At 31.8% G+C, this 22,128-nt stretch carries 30 protein-coding genes and 4 pseudogenes; 28 read left to right on the top strand and 6 right to left on the bottom strand.

All coding sequences use genetic code 11. The features are described 5' to 3' along the window. Positions 1-22: 22 nt before the first annotated feature. The 20 genes and pseudogenes from DN394_RS29455 (at position 23) to DN394_RS16180 (ending at position 11,769) form a co-directional block, all read left to right on the top strand. The gene (locus tag DN394_RS29455) at positions 23-295 is read left to right on the top strand and encodes an AHH domain-containing protein (RefSeq protein ID WP_002108037.1); all 273 of its coding nucleotides are present in this window, start codon (positions 23-25) and stop codon (positions 293-295) included. Between the two features lie 57 nt (positions 296-352). Next, the gene (locus DN394_RS29450; protein WP_002108039.1) at positions 353-511 is read left to right on the top strand and encodes a hypothetical protein; all 159 of its coding nucleotides are present in this window, start codon (positions 353-355) and stop codon (positions 509-511) included. Continuing rightward, entirely contained in the window at positions 511-996 is a 486-nt protein-coding gene (locus DN394_RS16255; RefSeq protein WP_098705060.1) for a hypothetical protein, read from the top strand. The genes DN394_RS29450 and DN394_RS16255 overlap by 1 nt, the downstream gene beginning before the upstream one ends. Before the next feature lie 247 nt (positions 997-1,243). Continuing rightward, positions 1,244-2,053 carry a hypothetical protein gene (locus DN394_RS16250; RefSeq protein WP_000344621.1) on the top strand — a complete coding sequence of 270 codons (810 nt, stop codon included), beginning with the start codon at positions 1,244-1,246 and terminating at the stop codon, positions 2,051-2,053. Between the two features lie 42 nt (positions 2,054-2,095). Then, positions 2,096-2,875 carry a hypothetical protein gene (locus tag DN394_RS16245; protein WP_000804111.1) on the top strand — a complete coding sequence of 260 codons (780 nt, stop codon included), beginning with the start codon at positions 2,096-2,098 and terminating at the stop codon, positions 2,873-2,875. 19 nt (positions 2,876-2,894) lie between these two features. Then, complete coding sequence (locus DN394_RS16240) at positions 2,895-3,608, top strand: pentapeptide repeat-containing protein (RefSeq protein ID WP_098953619.1); 714 nt, start codon at positions 2,895-2,897, stop codon at positions 3,606-3,608. 113 nt (positions 3,609-3,721) lie between these two features. Next, positions 3,722-3,970 (top strand): annotated as a pseudogene (locus tag DN394_RS29445) (hypothetical protein); the annotation flags it as partial. 173 nt (positions 3,971-4,143) lie between these two features. Beyond that, the gene (locus tag DN394_RS29440) at positions 4,144-4,413 is read left to right on the top strand and encodes a hypothetical protein (protein ID WP_002108047.1); all 270 of its coding nucleotides are present in this window, start codon (positions 4,144-4,146) and stop codon (positions 4,411-4,413) included. Between the two features lie 32 nt (positions 4,414-4,445). Next, positions 4,446-5,147: a superoxide dismutase gene (locus DN394_RS16230; protein ID WP_000095659.1), complete on the top strand. Its 702-nt coding sequence runs from the start codon at positions 4,446-4,448 to the stop codon at positions 5,145-5,147. Positions 5,148-5,199: 52 nt separating this feature from the next. Next, positions 5,200-5,396: pseudogene (locus DN394_RS16225) on the top strand (hypothetical protein); the annotation flags it as partial. A gap of 29 nt (positions 5,397-5,425) precedes the next feature. Next, on the top strand, positions 5,426-5,941 hold the full coding sequence (locus tag DN394_RS16220) for a SecY-interacting protein Syd (RefSeq protein WP_002108052.1): 516 nt from the start codon (positions 5,426-5,428) through the stop codon (positions 5,939-5,941). Positions 5,942-6,341: 400 nt separating this feature from the next. Continuing rightward, positions 6,342-6,812 (top strand): DUF6985 domain-containing protein, encoded by a 471-nt coding sequence (locus DN394_RS16215; protein ID WP_000700063.1) that lies wholly within the window; start codon positions 6,342-6,344, stop codon positions 6,810-6,812. Positions 6,813-7,024: 212 nt separating this feature from the next. Further along, positions 7,025-7,681: an SMI1/KNR4 family protein gene (locus DN394_RS16210; RefSeq protein WP_000177841.1), complete on the top strand. Its 657-nt coding sequence runs from the start codon at positions 7,025-7,027 to the stop codon at positions 7,679-7,681. Positions 7,682-7,875: 194 nt separating this feature from the next. Further along, positions 7,876-8,223 (top strand): annotated as a pseudogene (locus tag DN394_RS29820) (hypothetical protein). A 113-nt stretch (positions 8,224-8,336) separates the two neighbouring features. Then, entirely contained in the window at positions 8,337-8,990 is a 654-nt protein-coding gene (locus tag DN394_RS16205) for an SMI1/KNR4 family protein (protein WP_000609056.1), read from the top strand. A 72-nt stretch (positions 8,991-9,062) separates the two neighbouring features. Beyond that, positions 9,063-9,530 carry a DUF2004 domain-containing protein gene (locus DN394_RS16200; RefSeq protein ID WP_000586120.1) on the top strand — a complete coding sequence of 156 codons (468 nt, stop codon included), beginning with the start codon at positions 9,063-9,065 and terminating at the stop codon, positions 9,528-9,530. 28 nt (positions 9,531-9,558) lie between these two features. Further along, positions 9,559-10,014: an immunity protein YezG family protein gene (locus tag DN394_RS16195; protein ID WP_000657444.1), complete on the top strand. Its 456-nt coding sequence runs from the start codon at positions 9,559-9,561 to the stop codon at positions 10,012-10,014. Positions 10,015-10,154: 140 nt separating this feature from the next. After that, positions 10,155-10,613: pseudogene (locus DN394_RS16190) on the top strand (SMI1/KNR4 family protein). Between the two features lie 94 nt (positions 10,614-10,707). Continuing rightward, entirely contained in the window at positions 10,708-11,157 is a 450-nt protein-coding gene (locus tag DN394_RS16185) for an Imm6 family immunity protein (protein WP_149293965.1), read from the top strand. Between the two features lie 126 nt (positions 11,158-11,283). Then, positions 11,284-11,769 (top strand): immunity protein YezG family protein, encoded by a 486-nt coding sequence (locus DN394_RS16180; protein WP_001091056.1) that lies wholly within the window; start codon positions 11,284-11,286, stop codon positions 11,767-11,769. A 300-nt stretch (positions 11,770-12,069) separates the two neighbouring features. Here DN394_RS16180 and DN394_RS16175 read toward each other — a convergent pair whose 3' ends face one another. Then, positions 12,070-13,221 (bottom strand): PD-(D/E)XK nuclease family protein, encoded by a 1,152-nt coding sequence (locus tag DN394_RS16175; RefSeq protein ID WP_000620679.1) that lies wholly within the window; start codon positions 13,219-13,221, stop codon positions 12,070-12,072. 465 nt (positions 13,222-13,686) lie between these two features. Between DN394_RS16175 and DN394_RS16170 the strand changes: the two genes are divergently transcribed. The 6 genes from DN394_RS16170 to DN394_RS16140 all read left to right on the top strand — a co-directional run bounded on the left by DN394_RS16170 (position 13,687) and on the right by DN394_RS16140 (position 18,612). After that, positions 13,687-15,450 carry a VaFE repeat-containing surface-anchored protein gene (locus DN394_RS16170; protein ID WP_000532979.1) on the top strand — a complete coding sequence of 588 codons (1,764 nt, stop codon included), beginning with the start codon at positions 13,687-13,689 and terminating at the stop codon, positions 15,448-15,450. 322 nt (positions 15,451-15,772) lie between these two features. Then, positions 15,773-16,207 (top strand): SMI1/KNR4 family protein, encoded by a 435-nt coding sequence (locus tag DN394_RS16160; protein WP_000409723.1) that lies wholly within the window; start codon positions 15,773-15,775, stop codon positions 16,205-16,207. A 102-nt stretch (positions 16,208-16,309) separates the two neighbouring features. After that, complete coding sequence (locus DN394_RS16155; protein ID WP_000051083.1) at positions 16,310-16,780, top strand: Imm30 family immunity protein; 471 nt, start codon at positions 16,310-16,312, stop codon at positions 16,778-16,780. Between the two features lie 254 nt (positions 16,781-17,034). Then, on the top strand, positions 17,035-17,490 hold the full coding sequence (locus tag DN394_RS16150) for a YrhA family protein (protein WP_000267973.1): 456 nt from the start codon (positions 17,035-17,037) through the stop codon (positions 17,488-17,490). 59 nt (positions 17,491-17,549) lie between these two features. After that, complete coding sequence (locus DN394_RS16145) at positions 17,550-18,041, top strand: ankyrin repeat domain-containing protein (protein ID WP_000444063.1); 492 nt, start codon at positions 17,550-17,552, stop codon at positions 18,039-18,041. A gap of 97 nt (positions 18,042-18,138) precedes the next feature. Then, the gene (locus tag DN394_RS16140; protein ID WP_000386363.1) at positions 18,139-18,612 is read left to right on the top strand and encodes an Imm30 family immunity protein; all 474 of its coding nucleotides are present in this window, start codon (positions 18,139-18,141) and stop codon (positions 18,610-18,612) included. A gap of 184 nt (positions 18,613-18,796) precedes the next feature. Here DN394_RS16140 and DN394_RS16135 read toward each other — a convergent pair whose 3' ends face one another. After that, positions 18,797-19,051 (bottom strand): SunI/YnzG family protein, encoded by a 255-nt coding sequence (locus tag DN394_RS16135; RefSeq protein ID WP_000900620.1) that lies wholly within the window; start codon positions 19,049-19,051, stop codon positions 18,797-18,799. A gap of 313 nt (positions 19,052-19,364) precedes the next feature. Between DN394_RS16135 and DN394_RS16125 the strand changes: the two genes are divergently transcribed. Both DN394_RS16125 and DN394_RS16120 read left to right on the top strand, forming a co-directional pair. After that, on the top strand, positions 19,365-19,697 hold the full coding sequence (locus DN394_RS16125; protein WP_001071928.1) for a DUF3895 domain-containing protein: 333 nt from the start codon (positions 19,365-19,367) through the stop codon (positions 19,695-19,697). Positions 19,698-19,794: 97 nt separating this feature from the next. Beyond that, positions 19,795-20,151: an Imm3 family immunity protein gene (locus DN394_RS16120; RefSeq protein WP_000656086.1), complete on the top strand. Its 357-nt coding sequence runs from the start codon at positions 19,795-19,797 to the stop codon at positions 20,149-20,151. Between the two features lie 252 nt (positions 20,152-20,403). On the opposite strand, the gene DN394_RS16115 is transcribed toward DN394_RS16120, so the two are convergent. The 4 genes from DN394_RS16115 to DN394_RS16100 all read right to left on the bottom strand — a co-directional run. Then, positions 20,404-20,787, bottom strand: coding sequence for a DUF1433 domain-containing protein (locus DN394_RS16115; RefSeq protein WP_000758183.1), 384 nt, complete (start codon positions 20,785-20,787; stop codon positions 20,404-20,406). Between the two features lie 82 nt (positions 20,788-20,869). Beyond that, positions 20,870-21,241, bottom strand: coding sequence for a DUF1433 domain-containing protein (locus tag DN394_RS16110; protein WP_000757419.1), 372 nt, complete (start codon positions 21,239-21,241; stop codon positions 20,870-20,872). A 76-nt stretch (positions 21,242-21,317) separates the two neighbouring features. After that, positions 21,318-21,701 (bottom strand): DUF1433 domain-containing protein, encoded by a 384-nt coding sequence (locus tag DN394_RS16105; protein ID WP_000724898.1) that lies wholly within the window; start codon positions 21,699-21,701, stop codon positions 21,318-21,320. Positions 21,702-21,777: 76 nt separating this feature from the next. Continuing rightward, on the bottom strand, positions 21,778-22,128 hold a 351-nt coding region (locus tag DN394_RS16100; RefSeq protein WP_370458314.1), incomplete at its 5' end, for a DUF1433 domain-containing protein.

Genomic DNA, 22,128 nt, shown 5'->3' with positions numbered 1-22,128 from the left:
TTCTACAAAACTGGGGAAAAATATGTTTGAAGAAATGGGTTTACCTAAAACTACAAAACGAACTCCTTATGAAGCGCAACATATTATTCCTAAGGAATTTAGAAGTCATCCTGTATTACAAAAAATAGGTATGGACATGGACGATGCTTCAAATGGATTTTTTCTTCGAGTTCCAGATGCTGATGTTAGTGCAACTTCTAGACATAAAGGATATCATGCAGTTTATAGTAATTTTGTGAGGGGAAAATTGGATGAAATAGATATTAGGCAAGATATATCTATAATAGAAAAATAAGTTTTTGAATTGCAACAAAAGTTAAGACTACTTCAAGAAAAGGGATTACCACTATACATGAAGGGTAATTATCTTGAAAAAGAACTTAAAAAGATTAAAGAAATTGGATTGGAACAATACAAAATAGAAAGAATGGACAAAGAGGTTGCGACCCTTGTATGGAAAAGAGGAGGAGGGGCAACAGTTGACCTTTGGGAAAGGTGGTATAATAAGTAATGAACTATGGTGAATTTAATAATTTAGTTGAAGAGGTAATTCAGTTCTCGAAAAAATTCCAGAGCGAACTTACTAATAATATTTCCAATGAGATTGTTATTATTAATGATATAAAAAAAGCAGAGCATTTAGCTTATGATGAGCTTTTTGGCGAGGATGAGTATAATTGGAAAGATATCAGAGAATTGGAAATGAGTGCAGTTTGGGGTATTTATTACGCAATGCCAGAAAATGAAAAGCCTAAAGGATTGGAAGAATTATTAGAAATTATTGCTGATAATGTGAGAAGAAGCTCATTTAAATATAGTATATTTTATAACGATGTTGTAGCTGACCTTACTAATTGTGCCATCAATAGAGCGATAAACGGAAAGAGTAGTTCCTTTTTTGAAGAATTGTTTGAGATATATCAACTCGGTGCTTTTCCTTGCGGTTGGAATGGTGATTATCCAGAAGGAAAAATTGTAGCGTTTAAATTAGATTAATGAAATTTGTCAAGACATGCAGGGTACCATACTGTAATTATCAAATGATTGTATGTATAAACCTAAAGTGACTAACGACTTATAAACCTAGAAAACACTTGAACTTAAAGCACTTGATTGTCTATGATAGGCAACAAGTGCTTTTTTAATTGAAAGGTATGCTATAAATTTAAAGAAATTATTTTTATGAATTAAAGCTAACGAAAATTACCAGTATTATATAATTGAAAATACAGTAGCAAAAGGTGTGGACGAAACAACCGCCTTCATTAGAGGTGAAGAAGTATTACTTGATGGAAGCGTAGGTAGATACGGTGGAACGAACTTCAGTGAAAGCGTAAAAGAAGCTCATGATGCCTCAAAGGCGAGTATTCAGAGTAGGATCTCGAATTTGGAGAGTGGTGGGGTTAAGGGTACGGGTGATAGTAGTAAGACAAACCCAAACAAAATTAAGCTAACTCCGGAAAGAGAAAAATACTATCGAATGAAAATAGATGAAGCCAAAGCGCGAGGGGATTATAAGGAAGCAGATAACATTAGGTATAATCGTCATTGTGAAGAAACAGAAGAGCCTTTAGAACGTAAAGAGTGGGATGTTAAGCGTGAAAATTTAAGGAAAAGTCAAGAGCGTGGAAGAGAAGAAATAAAAGGGAGAAAAGCTTTGGGAGAACACCTAAATCGTACATTAGAGGACAATAACTCTGGCAAGGTTGTTACGTATACATCCAGTGAAGGGCATCTTACGCGTCCGGATAGTATAGGTCGTAATGCTAAGGATGAAATCGATTTAGTTCATGATCACAAACACAAAATAAGTGACAAAGAACACGTTATTCATAATGACAGTCAAATGCTCGAAGATAAAAATGGAAGTCATATTGTGACAATATCAAGTGATAAACCCGATTTGAATGGGATTCCTCCTCATCCAAGACCAAGTGGGCCTTTAGCGAAAGAGAGTGACATTTTCTATACTGATCCAAATAGTGGTAAAGTAACACATAAGTGGGAAGCGCACCCAGATATCCCTGGTGGAGGTATATGGATAAAAATATAGATAAGTATGTAACTTTACTTTTTAGTATTAAGGAGGATTTAAATGAAACCTAATTATTTTACAATTGCAATGTATCCTACAGTATCGATTAATCAGGAAGAGATACTAGTTCGTCTTTTGAGCGTGTTTGATTCGAATGAAAAATTTGCTCCTACTCATTGGGGTAACAGTGAAACCGTACGGGTAGAATATAATCGTGAGGAAATTCTTGAAAAGGTGATTTTGGAACGTAAAGTATCAGAAGTACACTTATATCGTGATAAAGCAGTGCACTATAGAGGAAGCTTTAAAGTTAACTGGAGTCATAGGTCATATCTTGAGTTTGAGTTTCATAAATCAATACCTAAAAGTTTATGGTCTGCTTTTTTTGAGTTATCCGATCAAATCGCAGAAATTGTAAAACCACGTTTTGGGGTGTCGCAAATTTTTTGGAAAGCGTCTTATCCATGGAATACGGAACGTGAACGGTTACATATGTGGATGAATATGTCTGCCTTACCTATACCGGTAAGGTTTCTTCCTAACGGTCCTTTGGGGGTAGGTGCTAGAACATATTTGAGTGGTCATATTTTAGACATGTTTGATAAGGAATTATTACTAAATAGCCCAGCTGTCGTATCAGAGCTGGATTGGGGTGGGATTTGTATAGACCTTTTACAAAATCCATTAGAAGCCGATATAGATATGTTACTTGATAGTTGGTTACATGTGATGAAATACTTAGAACCAGCTCAAGTAATGGCCATGCCAAGTTTTCATGAAAGTCGAATGGTTGTAACTTATTCTCCAAATGTTGCTTGGAAGGAGTATCTGGAAAGTTAAATGAAAGGAATTTGTAATCATGGATGAGAAAAATAATGATAGAATAAGAGTCATGGAAATATTAAATAGATCTCAATACAATGATGAAATTATAGATGGGCTATATATGAGTGATTTAGATCTTACTTTTTCAGATTTGTCAGAGGTGATGGCAGAGGGTATCATGGCAAAACAAGTCCATTTAAGAGCTTCTTCACTAATGAGAGCATCTTTTTTTGATTGTGATTTTGAGTTGGCTGATTTCAGGAGCTATAATTTAGAGGAAATACATATTGCAGATTGTAGATTTGGTGAAGCTAATTTCTCTAAAGCCAATATGAAATATGCAAAGATAAATATAAGTAGTTGTTTTGAAACATGTTTTGATGAAGTTGATTTTTCATATGGAGAATTAGTTGGAACGATATTAAATCATGCTACTTTTCGACGAGCAAATTTATATAAAATAGATGCAAAACAGGCCGACTGTACGGGAACGGATTTCAGCAACGCGAATCTTACAGAAGGTAACTTTGAAAAAGCATATTTAGAAGATGCTAATTTATCAGAAGTAAACGCTAGAAATGCAGATTTTACTGACGCAGATTTAACGGGAGCGACCCTTTTAAATGGTGATTTTACTGACGCGAATTTTACCGGTGCTAAACTTGACAATGTAGTTTGGACAGGAGCAAAGGTAGAAGGAGCTAAATTTGATGAAAATGTGAAGGAACAAATCTTAAAAATGATTTAAATATGATGGGGATTATATACATTTGAGCACTCGAAAACCTATGATTGGTAGCGAGTGCTTTTTTCGTAGAGATTGATAAATAAGTGAAAATCAATATAGATTATTTTTAAGGATTGTTAGATAGATTAAGTCGGGAATATTATATAATTGAAAATACAGTAGCAAAAGGTGCGGACTCCGTAACCCAAAACTTTAAAGGTGTAGAAATACTGCCAGATGGAAGTGTCGCTAGAACTGGAACAAACTATAGCGGGAAATTCCAAGAAGCCCATGATGCCTCTAAGGCGAGTATTCAGAGTAGGATCTCGAATTTGGAGAGTGGTGGGGTTAAGGGTACGGGTGAAAGTGGAATTCCTCCTAGGTACGGTGAGAGAGAGATTACAGATGAAGAATATAAAGCATTAAGAAAAAAACACCGACAGCAAAAATAAGAAAACAAGTAAATAAAGGCCACAATAAAAAGATAGAAACGGAAGATCAAGCTCTTCCTGGAAAAAATTTTATAGGTTCACTAGAAGCAGATCATATTGTGTCTATGGACAGAATTGCAAGTATGGATGGTTTTGGTAATTTAACAGAAAAACAACAGTTAGAAGTATTAAATAACCCAGAAAACTTTACAGGATTAAGTAAATCTGTAAACACTTCAAAGCAATCTAAATCGTATGAAGAATGGACACATTATAAAAAGGGAACACCAGATGAGATAGAAGTTAGTCCTGACTTTAGGAGCAAGATGATTACAAGAGAAAAACAGCTTGAAAGAATATTGCAAAAACAAATTGATGATTTTAACAAAGAATAATATAAAATAATATTAAAAAGGATGGGAAAAAAATGAGTTCTAAGTTAGATATATTAAGAGAGTATAATGAAGATATTCAATTGATTAATGCAAATGAATTTAAGAATATAAACGCATCTTTAATTCCTGATTTATGGGTGGAAGTATTTAGTGAACATGATAGAGAAAAGAGAATCAAGAAAATTTTAAGTATATGGAAAAAATATGTGAATAATAATTTATCTAATACTATTGCTTACTTATCAGAATACCTTGAGGATATTGAACTGATGGTAAGTGAGGACACCTATTCAATCTTGTATACAATAAAAAATCAAGGTGGAGAAGATTTATATTATGAAGGAAGAAATCCTAAAGATAGTTTTAATAATGAGGAATTAGAATCTTCATGGAGAGAAATTCCTGAATCTATTAGGGACTTTTACGAAAATGTTCATAATGGATTTTATGATTACACAAGTGAATCGATGGGATTGATGCCATTAGAAGCTATAACTTACTTTGGGGATGATGACTTAGAGTGGGGGATTATAGATGAATTGGAAGAACCGATAAGGGTTAATTTAAAAACATCTTTTGGATTCTTTAGTAATGGTATGGGGAGTTACATAGCTATAGATTATGAAAATTGTAAGAATAACAATGCTACTTTTTGGTCAGCTAAGAGTCAGCCTAAATATAATGTTCACTTTTGGAATTTTGTAGATGAATGGATTGTTATCGGTTTTGAATAAAAGGGTTTTAAAATTTTGCTACAAAGTCTATAAACTTAAAGAGATTTTTAGGTTTAGAAAACATTTCCCCCAATATGATTTAAAAGAATTATATAATGACACTTTATTACATCATCACATTGGTGGTGGAGGTCAAACTGTGGATGTACTCTCAAAGCTACATCCAGGTTTAGGAGGGATTCATAATGCTGAGAAAAGCGCAGGAATTTGGGGAAATGACCAAAAAATGCTGAACTATTAGAAAAGTGAAGGTGATTATTTTGGTAATGAAGGATGCTATGAGCAAATATTTTAATTTAAGAAAAGAATATTTTGATAAAGGGTTAGATTTTTTATTTAAAACGCCATATAACGAAGAAGTGGATTCATTTATATATCAGGGTGAAATGGGTGATGAAGAAGAGATTTCATGGAAACCTATTGAAAAAAATAATAAGAATGATTTAACGACGATTGAGGAAAGATTTGAAATTAAACTGCACACTTCAATTGATGATTATTTTAATTCTTATTGGTTTGCTGATTTAGATGGATTTATTGGTAATCATTATATTAGGCTAGAACCTGTATTACCAAATATTGAATTGGATTCCTTCGAAAGTAATTTAGAAGGGTATAAAAACAATCATAATAAGGTTGATAAGACTCCAATAGGTGTAGAAGGGAACGGTTTGATAGTTGTGTTAGATAATGTAAGTGGTAAGGTTGAATTGGAGGGTTTTGAACGAGGTTCGTTTGAAGCGCTTTCGGATAGTCTAGATGAGTTAATTTCTAATTTAAAGTTACAAAAATAATATACTAAGAACATTTATATGAAAAAATGTCTGATATGAAGTGTAGACCGAGTGTTAGATACAATTGGACTGCAGTATTTTATAGAAAGATATGATTAAGATCAAGCTAAGACCTACAAAATTTATGCTATTTAAAAAACATATGAAATTAATGCACTTGATTGTCTACTTGAGGCAAGCAAGTGCTTTTTTATTCGTGCATGCAATACTATAAACTTATTTTATATGAATTCAAGTTAACAAAATTTGCTAATATTATATAATTAAAAATAGATTAGCAAAAGACATGGACAATACCCCATTCTTCATAAAAAAGCAAGAAACATAACTTAATGGAAGTACACGTAAATAGTGTGGAACGAACTTCGGTAGAAAGAGTAAACAATAAAGGAGATATGTAATGAAAATAAATGATACAGTTTTTGGCGAACTTGAGTTTAATAATTATGATTGGATTGGATATAAAAACATTGAGTTTTTTGGGAACGAAGTTAAGGTGGCATTAATAGTCAGGGGAGAAGATGATGGTCATTTTGAGAAAGAACAATATACGGCACATAACTTTTTAATAGAAAGATGGCTACAATTACAACAAAGTATTTTAGAGTCTATATTAGATTATTATAAACAAAAAAGATATGAACTTGGTTACGATGTTGAGCCTAACGAAAGTTATCCTTTAATAGAAACAGCTACTCAAATTCTTGAAAAAATAACTTTAGTTGGAATTTTTGTTCCAGATAATGATCTTATCGATTTTCTTGATATTGGACTTATATTTGACTGTACATGGGATATGGAAAATGGATTAGGCCTTTGTCTTATGAAAGGTGAAGTAACAGAGGTAGGTTATCAGGATGTTGTACTTTAAATTTTGAAGCCTATTTTTATAGAGACAATAATATTGTTTTATTATTCATTCGTAATAAACGAGCTGCAGCTTTAAAAGAAAAACCACCAAAAGAAGTAACAGTTAAGATGGATATTATATAATTTGGAAATGAATGGTATAAATCTGAAGTATATAGGATCGGTAATTTATGAAGATTAGAAGTTTAATGTAATAATAGGGATGGAGTAAAAATGACAATGATACAATTTAATTCTTATCATCAAAAAGTAGAGATAAAGAGAAATTTAGAACTTATGAACTTAGAATATAAAAAAATTAGAGAGTATGTAAATTTTGATGTATGTTCTTTTGAGCAATTAGATGAATTTCAAGTAGGATACAGCATTGACACCGATGGAAACTCCCTTGTAACCGATGAGGAAGATACTTGGGATGCAAATTGGATTGTTATTGCATATGAAACTATGTGTGGAGATCCAATTATTATTGATTTAAATGAGGAAGGGTACCCTATATCTTCAATCATGCACGGAATGGATAGTTGGAGTGGTGGCGATTTTCTTGCAGATTCCATGGAATCATTTATTAATTTTATGAAAGATATAGGTGATTTTCTAACTGAGCAACAAGTGTTAGAAGGTAAAAGAATGATAAAAACTAAAGAATTGGAAATATTGCTAAATGAGTTTTTGGAAAGAAATAAATTTACTGATTTTGAAATATGGCACTCTTTATTAAGTCCATTATTTGATATTGCAGAAGAATATGAGCAAACAATGGAGATAAAAGTAAAAAAGATGAAGGAAGAAGGAAAGAAAATAACGGAGATTGCCCACATGCTTAATATAAAACCTAAAGAAGTGTATGAGTATATTAAGAAAGTTTAATAGCAACTCTTCACTTTTAAGAGAATAATCAAGCGCGATGATGGAGCAATACAGGCAGAAAATGCTCGAATTCTTATAAAGCCGAAACAAAAAATCTGCTGAAGAAGAAACCATTTTGCTCAATCTTTTTTCAAAATGGTTTCTTTTTATTTATCGTAAAACTTAGGATTAAGAGTTGTTTTTGATTAGACTTTATTTCTATTGATCATATAAATATTCTTGAAGAAGTAGAAAGAGACCTTGAGATGTGTGCACTAAGATGTGTGCACTAAATCGTTTAGTAAATGGAAAAGTGGATAATTTTTATCCCGCATTAACGGGCAGTAAGACCCCCACCTCAAAATTCAGCGAAAACAAAGAAGTTAGGTGGGGGATCAACTGCCAGTAAAAGCCCGATTGGTTCAACTAATAATCAGTGGGTGATGAACAAAACCCCCACTGAAAAGGTATTTAAGGTGTATAAAATGGGAGGATGGCCTTGTGGATGGAAAGGTGAGTACATGAAAGGGGAAATGATTGTCTACTTACCAAATGAAAAATGAAGGCTTACATACCGACATACTTTATGAATTTCATGAAATCTATTGCGAAACGATTATAGAGAGATGACAGGCGATACGTTTAAATATCTTGATAGTTTAGGAGGAATTATTAAATGATTAATCTATTTAATATTCCAGATTTGATAGAAAAGTCAGCAGCGAGTGATATTGAAATCCAAGCAGTAGAAAATCGTATGAATGTTACATTACCTAATGTATATAAGGAATTATTGAGATGTACAAATGGCTTTTCAATCGGTAGTGGATTACTTATTTATGGTACGGAGCATATTGCAGAAAGGAACGAGGTTTGGGAAGTAGATGAGTATGCGAGGGGGTATGTCTCAATTGGTGATGACGGTGGGGGAAATGTATTTTTAATGGCTCAACATGCAGAGGAAAAAGAGGTGGTAGTAATTGATTCTGGGGACATGAATCCAAGCCATGCTACTGTAATTACCGCTGATTTTAAAAAATGGGTGAATAGTGGTTGTGTAAGTGAAATAGAACAGAAAACAATACATAAGTCATCTGATATTTGTAATATAGTGTTAGTGAAAACTCCTAGTGAAGGTTTGAAAGATTTAATAAGAATAAAGAACGTATTAGGGTTTGAGATTGCCGCGGTAGATTTGCTAAAGGGTTCAAAAAATCTTCCTTATATATTAGTAGAGAGATTTCCATACGGTAAGGCGAAAAAACTCATTGAAAAATTAGCAATTGATAGTACTATACTGAGTATAGAAACGACTGGAAAAAACAGTTAGTGTTAGAGGGTAACTTTCATACGATTAGAGAAATCGATATGGATCCAAGAGAGTAAATGGGGAGAGTTAAAAATGATTATAAATGATGCAGTTTTTGGTGAGATTGAGTATACATATGGATGGGTTAAGGACATTACCGTTGAATTTTGTGGAAAAGAAGTTGAAATAGCATTGATAGTGAAAGGTGAAAAAGACAGTAAGTTTGATGAAGAACAATATACTGCTTATAATTCATTATTGCAAAATTGGGAACAATTGCAGCAAGTTTTTTTACAAGCGATTTTAGACTATTACAAGCAAGAACGTCAACAATTAGGATATGATATTGGATTTAATGAAAACTATCCACAAATCGAAACAACTAATCAATTACTTGAAATGATAACTTTAGTTGGAATTGTTGTTCCATATGGAGATATTCATGAAGAGCGAGATATTGGGATAACTTTCGATTGTACGTGGGATACAGAGAATGGATTAGGAATACGTCTACTAAATGAAAAAGTAATTGAAGTGGGGTATCAAGACGTTGCTATTTGAATTTTAATCTAAGGAGTGAAAAAGTAATATGAAAGAATTTGAGGAAAGGTTTAGTGAATTGCAAGCTGATATGATATCTATATGCATGGAATATGTTGAAAATAGAGCTGATAAAGTATATGTGTACGCTTCATGTGAAGAAGATATGATTTCTAGTAGTTTCTTTTATTTCATTAACAATAAGTATGTAGAGTGTCACAAGGTTAATGATGCATTGGAAAATGGGAAAAAAAGATATGATGTATCTCCAGAACGAATGTTTCAGGTTCTACAAATTATAAGTGAAGATATTGAAGGAATTGAAATGTTATGCAAAGAATACGAAAAAGATATGCCAACTGAGATGAAATTAATATACGATACTAAGAGTGGTAAGTTTAAAGCTGAATATGAGTATGATTTAATCCATACAAATGATGATATAAAAACGGCGGATGATTTTGCTGATGAGTGGTTTGAGGAAGTGAAAAATAATAACCTTTAAAAAATCAAAATCAAAATCAAAATTAAAATTAATAGATATATTTAAATTGAATTAATAACTCATGAAGGTTATAACATTCATTTGTAGAATAGAAATAACACCAAATTCCAGATAAAGTGCAATTGGTATGAACCACTTAGATGAGTCATATAGAATGGGATAACCAAGAAAAACTTGTTAGTCGGTATTATGTGCTAGGGGGAGCCCGGAAAATGGGTGTTCATTTTCCACAAGATTATATTGAATGTGTACTTGAAAATAATGGTGCAAGTGCGGAACCAGAAGCTTTTGATGTAAATGAAGTAGTGAGGTGATTTGGCTCGTTACTTTTTTATGATGAAAAACGCATAGAGAATATATTAAAGGTTTATGAAAATTATAAAGGAACGATTCCTAATCAGGTTATTCCTTTTGCAATTGATCCTTCAGGAAATTTGATCTGTTTTGGCTATAAAAATCATGAAGAAAATCCAATTGTCATCTATGGGGAGCATGAAGGCGCATGGGAGAAAAAAGTGTTAATAGAGGGTGAAGGGATTACAACAGAAGAAGCAGAGAAAGTTAGTGAGGGTTTCCTTTTTTATGGATTCAATCTTTAATAAAGGCTCTGTTAAGGGTAAATGTTGATATTTAAAACCTATCTGAAATCTTATTATTAAATACATCATAAATAGAGAGAGGAGGAATAACAATATGAATTTAGTAGAGCAATATGATACGTTATTAATTAATGCAGAAAGTCTTTTAAATACCTATGAGGATATTGTAAAGAATAAAGATTTTTATAAAGAAGGACAACGGGTAATTGGTATATGTAAAGAATGGATAACAAATAATAAAATTACTGCTGATGATATATACGAAACTGTTGATTCACAGGATGGATACGATATAGTAGAATTTGGTTGTTTGAAAGGTATAACCGAGGAAGAATCGTATATGTGGGCTTTATTAACGAATATAGTGTGTGTATTATGTAGTCTTGCCTATCAAATGGAAAATCAAAAATATGTGCCACAGGCTATCGAGTGCATTATAGAGGAGAGAATAGAACTATTTGTAATATTTATTAATCAAAATATGGGTGTACATGAGAACGTTAAAGAGTGTATCAAGTATTTTAATGAAAACTTAGGTTATTAATATAGCCTACTATCAGCATTGTTCTTTAACAAAGCCTTAATAAAAAAGTTAGTTTGATAGCAAAAAGTAATACCCTCAAAATAAAAAATACGTTATTCTTTCTGTAGAATCAATGGAGGAAAGTAAATGAATACAGAGAACTTGGAAAGTATTTATCAAAAAGTAGTTTTACAGTTAAACAGTATTATTCCAGAACCGTGGGAAAAAGTAATGGTATATTCAGAAGTTGATGAATATAGTGATTCGACGGTATTTTTCTACTATCCAAAAAATAAGCAGGAACCGATATACAATTTAGATATTGAAGATATGGAAGGGATTGATGAAGACGAGACTGATCGTCAATTAAATATTCTTGACAGTATCTTCAGAGCGTTATGGGAAGAATTTAAAAGAAATAAGCAGGAACCTTGGACCAATTTAACATTTGAGTTATACTCTACTGGTAAGTTTGATGTTGAATTTGATTATACTTTATTAGAGGAAGAAAATAATTATAATCATTATGAGAGATTACTTATATGGAAGTATAAAAAGTTAGGAGTTTCTCCTGATGAAAAGAGAGAAAGTGATCTGAAACTAATTAAAGAATATATTCATACACAAAAATAATCTCTACTAGGTTTATAGATATAAGGTGTTTGAAAATACATACTCCATGATAGCGGTCCTATCATAGGAAACCTCGTGCAATGATTGAGGAGAAAATAGGTGAGATGAAGTTTTAAAGACATAAAAAATGGCACGTATTGTTATAGTTACGAGTACAGTGACGCGTTTTATATTGAAAATAAAACAAGCATAGCCACGCCTAAGTTTAGCAAGGTGTTATGCTCGTTTTAGGTTTTAAGATTAAATAACTTTATTGCATTTTTACAATTTCGGGTAATACTCCGATAGTTAGGAAAGATTCTAATCTTCTTCCTCTTGAGCTAAAGATAAAGAGATATCATCACGTACAACAGACAGCTTCTTCTTTTCTCCATTTGGATACACAATACTCCATAACGCATATCCATTGTAACGATCTGTGTAATTTTCATCACCTTTAACATAATTTACTGCCGCAATGGCAGCAGCTGAAGGACTACTATATTCTTTCCCTTCAAAAAGGATTTTGCCACTTGTTAAGTCGATTTCTGCTTTTGTTATGGAACCTCCATAAGTAGCCTCTAGGTATTTTTCGTCTTCGTTTAGTCGTGAATATACCTCTTTCCAAGAAATGTTTGATTTACGAATCGGAGAAGACGTTTTTACCTTTCTTTCTTCAGGTGTCTCATTTTTCACTGCATCGAATATCTCATCTAATACGTCCTTATATTTATCATATATAGCTACACACAACTCATCGTTTACTCTTGCCATCGGTTTATTCACTCCTTTATAGACCATGCGAAGATTATGGATATATTCCTCTAAAATATTTTTATTTGCTGTTGTAATTTTTGGGTGATTCACACAAGGCAATATAACAAAATCATATAGCCCTTGATAATCAATTTGAATAAATTCGGGACATTTAGGTTTTATCGTGGCATCTGGAGACAAAAAGACCTTTAGTTCATACTGATACGATTCCTCCATCTGTTTTAAGATTTTCGTATAGGTTTCAGTCTGGTCTTTGTTTTCTCTTGCCAATACCTTATTTTCCACAATGATTCTCATCGAATCATTTGTCATATATAAATCAAATCGAGCCCGCAATTCCTGGTTTGTTTCTGGAATAACTACAGACTCGGCTACCTCAGTTGCCACTTCTAATTCCTCTAGTTTAAGTGATGGATCCGATTCGATTAAAGCAAAATTAAAACTGGTTTTCTTACTTGATATATTTTCCTCACTAATATAGTAGAGAAAACGCTTCAGTGGGAAAGTACCTAGATTCAATGAAGACATTGGCGAAAGTAACCAACTGATAAAAGAACTATGCATCGTTTCGCGGTGTCCAAAACCCAATAATTGAAACAAGCTTTCTTTTTCAAAAGATTCTTGTAAGCGCAAGAAATCAGGGTCGCTAATTAACTTATTCAATTGGGTTTTCAACTCTTTTTCATTTCTTATCATCTTTTAACCTCCAAATCTTAGTAGATATAAATATCGTAAACTAAAGTTACTGTAATAATCAAATTTTTTATAAAAATAATAAAAAATACGAAACTTTTCTCCAAGTGTATAATCAATATTTCCCCTGCTATTTGTAGGTAGTAAAACTCCATCTCAACATTCAGCTAGAGTAAAGAAGTGAGAGTCAGGCTGCTCGTAAAAGCTCGATTGGTAAGTAAAGGCTAATAATTGGTGTGGGATGAACAAAAACTTACTAACTAAAGTTTTACTTTATTTTAAACCTACAATCATCAAGTGGTTGATCGCTTTATGTCACAACAGATTATTGGTAAAACCTTATAATCAAAATTTAAAAAAAATTAAACAAAATGTTAAAGTATGTAATTATTTGTTTTATAATGGAATTGTATTTTGGTAAGAATATTTTAAATGTTTGTAATGTAAATCAAACAGGAGGTTGTAAATATGGGGAGGAAATATGTAATTAGGATTCTAGCTTTACTCTCTGTCATATCTCTTTTCTTTAACTTAATGTTACCAAAGGCTAGCGCAGAAATTGAAAAGATTCCATCATTGAAAACAACAGCTACAAACAAAGCTGATGGCGGAAAAGAGATGCATGCAAAGGAGTCTATCACGATCCAAGACAAAGTAGAGTACACTAACTTAGTTGTTGGTAAAGAGTACACTGTAAAAGGTAAACTAATGAACAAAGTTATTAACAAGCCATTATTAATTGATGGAAAAGAAGTAACAGCTGAGACTAAGTTTACAGCAAAAGAAACGAATGGTGTTGTAACATTAGACTTTCCTTTCGTTGGTGCAGAGCAGCAACGAAGAGAAGTGGTAGTGTTTGAAGAACTATATGAAGATGGTGTTTTAGTGGCAACTCATGCTGACATTAATGATGTAGGGCAAACGGTTCGATTTGTAGAACCAACAATCAAAACAACAGCTACAAATAAAGCGGATGGTGGAAAAGAGATGCATGCAAAAGATTCCATCACGATTCAAGATAAAGTAGAATACAAAGATTTGATCGTAGGGAAAGAATATGTTGTAAAAGGTAAACTAATGAACAAAGTTACGAACGAACCATTATTAATTGATGGAAAGGAAGTAATAGCTGAGACTAAGTTTACAGCAAAAGAAAAGAACGGTTTTGTAACATTAGACTTTCCTTTCGTTGGTGCAGAGCAGCAAGGAAGAGAAGTGGTAGTATTTGAAGAGGTATATCAAGACGGTGTTTTAGTGGCAATTCAATCTGACATTAACGATGTGGGGCAAACGGTTCGATTTGTAGAACCAACAATTAAAACAACAGCAACAAACAAAGCAGACGGTGGAAAAGAGATGCATGCAAAAGATTCCATCACGATCCAAGATAAAGTGGAATATAAAGATTTTATTGTAGGTAAAGAATATGTTGTAAAAGGTAAATTAATGAACAAAGTAATGAACAAACCATTATTAATAGATGGAAAGGAAGTAACAGCTGAGACTAAGTTTACAGCAAAAGAAAAGAACGGTTTTGTAACACTAGACTTTCCTTTCGTTGGTGCAGAACTACAAGGAAGAGAAGTAGTAGTGTATGAAGAGGTATATGAAGACGGTGTTTTAGTGGCAGTTCAATCTGACATTAACGATGTAGGGCAAACAGTTCGATTCGTAGAACCAACAATCAAAACAACAGCAACAAATAAAGCTGATGGTGGAAAAGAGATGTATGCAAACGAATCTGTCACGATTCAAGATAAAGTGGAATACAAAGACTTAATCATAGGAAAAGAATATGTAGCAAAAGGTAAACTAATGGATAAAGCAACAAAGAAACCTTTACTAGTTGATGGTAAAGAAGTAGCAGTAGAATCTAAATTTACTGCAAAAGAGAAGAATGGTTCTATCACACTTGATTTCACATTTAATGCTTCTAAACTACAAGGTAAAGAAGTAGTAGTATTTGAAAAACTATATCAAGATGATATCTTAGTAGCAATCAACGTTGATATTGAAGATGAGGGCCATACAGTGAAGTTCAAAGCGGAAAAATTAGGAAAACCGCAGCAGGAAAAGCCGCAATTAGAGCAACCTAAAACAGGAAAAACATCAAAAGCTGGAACATTACCAGCTACAGGTGGAAATACGTCCTTTATGTGGTTCTCAGTCGGAGCCGGTCTTTTGTTATTAACTCTTGGAGCAATATTATTTATGAAACGTAGAAATGCATAATAATTAAATAGTCTTTTAGACAGAAGATGTGGATAGGAAATATAGTCATAAAGAAGGGCTCTCTTTTGATTCGTTTTTTCAAAAGAGGGTCTTTTCTTAGTAACATGCTGGTTGGTAAACGAAATGTTACTAAGGAATATATGTATAGAACTAGATACAAGTAATAGTTGAGAAAAAAACATTGTTATTTTACTAATGGGCTTGATGTATGATTACAAAAATTAATGAAAAATGGCGTTGAAGCAGCATTTGACTTTAATCGAGAGAATACTTGTAAATAAAATAGAATTCAGCCTTTTTTCTAGTATAGGGGGGATAGTTTGTGGAAAAAGATGAAATTGCAAACTTATTAGACAGTATGTTAGATAAAGAATTAGAGGATTTAGATTCCCCTTCAGATAATGATTGGAGGGAACTGGAGAAAAAATTTGGATGTCAATTTCCTAAAGAATTTAAATGCTTTATTGAACTAATGTCTGAATATGTATTTCCAGGGGATATTTTAAATGTTTCTAGTGGTAAGACTAACGGAAATGATACTATTGAATTTATTTATGATTATGAAATGAAAGAAGGTTTTTGGAAAAACGAACTAATCCCTTTTTATAGTATAGGTAATGGAGATTACTTTTGTCTTCATTCAAAAGAGGGCCAGCAAACGGGAGTTTATTTTTATTTTCATGAAGAGAATTGTGTAACTAAGGAAGCGGATAATTTTGAAGAATGGTTAAATCAATTACCAATTTATTTGAATTAATAACTAAAGATAGATTTGTATTCTAGAAGTTAATTCTTTTATTAAACTATAAATTTTTTGAAACTCATCAATAAACTCTACTCAAAGTATGGAGGGAAATAAATGTCATTAGAAAAAAAGATATTTATTTTAAAAAGAATACGTTTTCTGGATCATGAAGATGATAGTATTGAGCTATTTGAGGAAATCTTAAATGAAATATTGCAAATGGCAGATAATAAAGTAATTATTGATTTGTGCAGTATATTTCATGATGAAATAGATGAACCTTCGATTGTTGGTGATTTAATTGAATCGATTTTTTATATAATCGAAAAAAATGGAGTTGAAGATGGTTTAAGTAAACTGATTGAAGGGATAAGCATTGTTTTGTCACAAGCTAAATATTGTGCTAAAAGATTCTATAGAAGTCTTCTAGCTTCAGATGATTTTATTATTCCATTTATTAATGTATTGAAGAAGGCTAAAACTACAAATAAAGAAGACGTTATTAAAATTTTGAAAGAAATAAGTGAGAAACAACCACAACAATATTTTGAAAAAGTTGATTTGATTTGTAAAGAGGTTATTTAATACTTTAATTATAAAATAACTCTAAAGTTTGCGTGTAGGATCATGAAAATAGCTTTAATATGTTTCATTAAAATATCAATCTAGATAAATCATATGGTTAATACTAGCTAGAGTGGCTTCGAAAAATATTTGAATAGCACGCCAAAAGCAATGGGCAATTTGAAACCAATCTTTGTAATGGGGCGTACTATTGAGGATTACTTTGTGTAATTCTAGCCTAGAAAAGGATTGAATATTTATTAGAAGGTGAAGTTATGTGGAGAGAGAAGATTAGTCATATATCCAAAATAAGAGAGAAACGAAATCGAAAACTCAATTTACCTATTAACGAAAAGGAGTTATCAAAATTTCGTAAATCTGTAGTAGAAAAATTTGGTGAAGATGTCCTGCCACAGCAGTACTATGAATTTTTACAAACAGTTAATGGAATTGAATTTAATGGATTAATAATATATGGGATTGATCAAAGTTTTTTAGATTTTAAGCCAATAAATCAGGTAGATAGTTTTTTTGATGCTAATGAAATATGGGAATCAATTAAAGACGAAGATGAACTGATTTTTTTCGGAGATTCAGATATAGCTTGGTATTGTTATAATGTTTCCAAAAAGAAATTTGTTGAACTAGACAAGCCTTCAGGCGAGCATATGGAAACTTTTTGCGATTTTGATACTATGCTTAAATCTGCTCTCTCAGCAGCACTTAGCTAAATGTATAGTAGTCAATGTCTAACTGTTTAATCTAGATGAAAATAGTGCAGGGGGATTCTATGGAAAGTAAGGGAAAAGCGATAAAAATCTATGATTTCATTAAAAAAGGGGATATAGAACAAGCGAAAGAGATCATTATTACTGATAAAAGTTTGCTTGATTTTGTAACGCCTTATGGAACGTGGCTACATGCTGCAGCTAGAGCTGGTGAACTGGATATGATAAAATTTCTTGTTGAATCTGGTATGGATATTAACCTTAATGAAGGTGTACCAAAGTCAGCGCCTATTGCACATGCAGCTAGTGAAGGTGAAATTGGTATTGTAGAGTACTTATTTGATAATGGTGCAATATTAGATGTTAGTGACCCAAATAGAAATCCTCTATTCTCAGCGATTTATGGTGGGCATCTTAATATTGTAAAGTATCTTGTTCAGAATGGTATTGATAGTACTGTAAAGTATACAGGGGATACTATGAAAGAGATGGGAGCTTACGAATTTGCTATTGAAAGAGGAGAAGTGGAAATTGCTGAATATTTAAAAATGTAAACTTGAGATGGAAGCCATATATTCATGTAATAGAAAAGTTGAAAACTAATGATCATATTAATTTAATTATCCAATTCATTTAAAAGGAGAAATTTATATGGACTATCAATCTGAGGTTAAGAGATTATATAGTTGTAGATTTTTAAAAAATCAATCGGAATGTGAAGAGTTTGACAGTGTATTAGAAAACTTAGCAGATTGTGATGATGAGAAGCTTATTAAAGAGTTGTGTATAGTATTTGAGGATGAAACACAAGAGGAAGAAGTTATGTTTGGTCTAGTTCATTTTATTGAAGATTTTGAAATGGGAAAATATCTAACAGAGATGCCTAGAGCTTTACCAAAAATGGTTGAGAGTGCAAAAGAGTGGGCAATGTTACTAAACAAAAGAATTTTAAATAGTGATTTATGTAGAAGTGAGTATGCTAAAGTACTTGTAGGAATGAATCATGATATACAACTAACGATAATTAATTTACTTAATGAAATTATTGCTGATAACCCTAAAAGATTTGAGAGGACTGCCAATGAGGTTCTTAGTCAATTACAAGGAGTTCATAAAAATAAATAAGAATTGTAGAACTACTGTATTATAGATAAAACTAAGAACAACCTAGCGAAGAGCTAGGGTGTTTGTGTTATATAGTTTCACCATATGCTTCCGAATTAGGAGCAGGAGTAATCAACGAACCTTTTGTAGCGTTTCCTATAATAGAATGAAAGTGTTTAACGCTTAAATATAGGAAGAAAAACAATTAAGCTTTTATTTTATTTAAAATGGTTACTCTATTAGTAGTGAATAATAAATAATTTTGTTTTACTGTCTTAATTAAAATACGATCAGTTGTACCATATGCTGTTCCAATTCGGATTGCGCTTTTTTCTTCAACACCAGCATATGTATTATCTTCCGTTACCTCAGTGATTTCACATAATGGAATATGAATTTTAGAGAATTGCCATGAAATAATTAGTTCATCTTTTGTTTTTTCAACATGAATACCTAACATATTACCAGAACCTTTCTATAATAAAATTTCACTCATACTATTTTATTATACAAATTTATAAATTATATTTCTATTTTTTTACAGATAGTATACAATTAACAACGAGAAAAAGATTCATAATTACTTTCATTCCCATTATAACGAATTCTACAATAGAAAACAGAACGTATATTTGGTATAATCGAAATATACTATATGAAACGATGTACATGAGTTTGAGATTTATGAAAAAAGGTAAGTAATACATAATAATACATACGCTATAGGATTCAGTTCATGTTATACAAATCAATCGTTAGAAAGGAAAAGAAGTATGAATCAAATTTCATTCGAAGATTTATTTGAAGAAGAAAACAAACGAGAAAAGGTGGAGGTAGCTGAGACCCCCGTGCCTTTATCGCCCTTACAAAAGGATATTTTAGAATTAATTAATTGTGAAGAAATAAGTGCACTTGAGTTATGCGAACAATTAATACGAGCTGGTAAAATATCAGATGAGAGATTCACAACGAATAAGCCTAAAGCATATGGGCAAGTATGCTTACTATTAGAAGGTTTTGTTAAAGAAGAAAAGCTTATTTTTGTCAAAAGTGATGAGAAAAGAGATAGAGTATATAAATTGAAAGAAGAAGATTCTAACGAATAAAATGTGTAAAGTATAGTAATGAAATAAGGAAGTCCTCATATTTGTGTTGAAAGATTATTTTCACATAAGCGTGGGGATTTTTTTTGAGGGAGGATGTATGAAAGATTGGGAGTATAATGAATTATTTCATGCAATTCGGGAGGCGTATGAAGAGTTATTAGATGAAGAGAGAGGGTATCGATATGCTATAGCAAAACTAGCGGATGAATTTGATAATGTAGGAAAGATTGAAGATGTTATCGTTGATACTGCCATAGGAGAAATAGCAGTCAATCATCATATGGTTTTTGTTGGGCGTGTTAAAGGTATAACAAAGAGGCTAAGTATGTTTAATCTTCAAGAGGCAGAAGGTGAATTGACAGTAGAGGAAATAAAAGATTTATCGATAAGAATAAATAAGGTAATAGAAGAATTAAAAAATGTAAAGAGTGATTATAAATCTTCGGTTGAATAATTCATGTTTCTGCAAATGTAAGAGACATTGCTAAACAAGAGAATAGAAATCGCTGCATACATAAAACGTAAGATGGATGAGAGATAATAAAGGTTGGAAAAAGAATAAGACTAAAATAAAGAAATTAATAGTCATATGGTTATCAAAAATAAAAAAATTTATCTTATAGATAGTAAAATGGTTATTACTATATTACAAATAACCAACTTTTGGTTTATTTTTTATAGGAAAACAAAAGAGTAATCGTAAAGACTACTCTTTGATTTTTTTCTTTTCTTCCTTTTCAATTTCGGATACGGATTTTTCAGGGTCTTTTATAAGGTTTCCTAATTCCCCGGAACAGTCAAATTTATCTTCGAAATTTTCAGTAGTACTAATACGAGCTACAAAATCTAATTGTTGGTCATTATTTATATACCCTTTTAGTCTAGGTATGCCCATAGGACTAGTTTCGTGTTCTGTAAATGTAATAGATTTAACATCTTTAACATTATAATGAATATATTTTGCTACTCTTGTTTCTTGTACTTTCCAAAACTTTTCCTCTTCTTCTTTATGTTTTAAGTATTCCAAAGTAAAAAATCCTCCTGCCATGAGTAACAAAGCAGATACGCCCAAAATAACTACTTTCTTCATTGGAAATCTCCTTATGAAAAACTTACGATTGCATTCTTCTTAAAATGGGGTAGGGAAGACAAGAGTAGTGCAGAGACTATTCTTATTTCTTTTCTTTCTCTTCCTTTTCAATTTCGGATACGGATTTTTCAGGATCTTTTATAAGTTTTCCTAATTCTCCAGAACGTCCAAAATGATCTTCAAAATTCTCTGTGGTACTAATACTTGCTACAAACCATAATTCTTGATCACCATATATATATCCTTTTATAGTAGGGATTCCCATCGGGTTCACCTCATGTTTTGTAAACGTAGTAGATTTCACATCTTTAATATTATAATGAATATATTTTTCTACCCTTGTTTCTTGTGTTTTCCAAAACTTTTCTTCTTTTTCTTTTTGTTTTAAGTATTCCATTGTAAAAAAAACTCCTGCTATAATACAAATAATGGATAAAATCATTACTTTCTTCATAAAAAATCCCCTTATAAAAAACTTACCATTGCACTCTTCTTAAAATAGGATACAGAAAATAAGAGTAGTGCAAAGACTACTCTTGATGTTTTTCTTTCTCCTCCTTTTCAATTTCGGATACCGATTTTTCAGGGTCTTTTATCAGTTTTCCTAATTTCCCAGAACGCGTAAATTGGCCTTCAAAGTTTTCAGTTGTACTTATACGAGCTATGAAATCTAATTCTTTATTATTATTTATATAGCCTTTTAATCTAGGGACTCCCATAGGACTTACACTCTTTTCTGTAAACGTAATCGATTTTACATCCTGAATATTATAACGAATATACTTTTCTACCCTTGCTTCTTGTACTTTCCAAAACTTTGCCTCTTCTTCTTTTTGTTTTAAGTATTCCATTGTAAAATACCCTCCTGCTATGAGTAACAAAGCAGATACAATCAAAATGACTATTTTCTTCATGGAAAATCCCCTTATAAAAAACTTACCAATGCATTCTTCTTAAAATGAGACGAAGAAGAAAATAGTAGTACAAAGACTACTCTTGTTTTTTTTCCTTCTCTTCTTTTTCAATTTCAGATACTGATTTTTCAGGGTCTTTTATTAGTTTTCCAAGTTCTCCAGAACGCGAGAATTTATCTTCAAAGTTTTCTGTAGTACTTATACTAGCATTAAACCACAATTCCTTATCATCATTTATATATCCTTTTATATAAGGAATACCCATTGGATTTACTTTATGTTCTGTAAATGTGATAGATTTTACATCCTGAATATTATAACGAATATACTTTTCTACTCGTACTTCTTGTACTTTCCAAAACTTTTCCTCTTCTTCTTTTTGTTTTAAGTATTCCATAGTAAAATATCCTCCTGCTATAATACAAAT

The organism is Bacillus sp. BB081 (assembly GCF_008368895.1).
GTDB classification, from domain to species: domain Bacteria; phylum Bacillota; class Bacilli; order Bacillales; family Bacillaceae_G; genus Bacillus_A; species Bacillus_A wiedmannii.
Note: the sequence above shows the minus strand (reverse complement) of the source record. Positions and strands in the feature narration are given on the sequence as shown.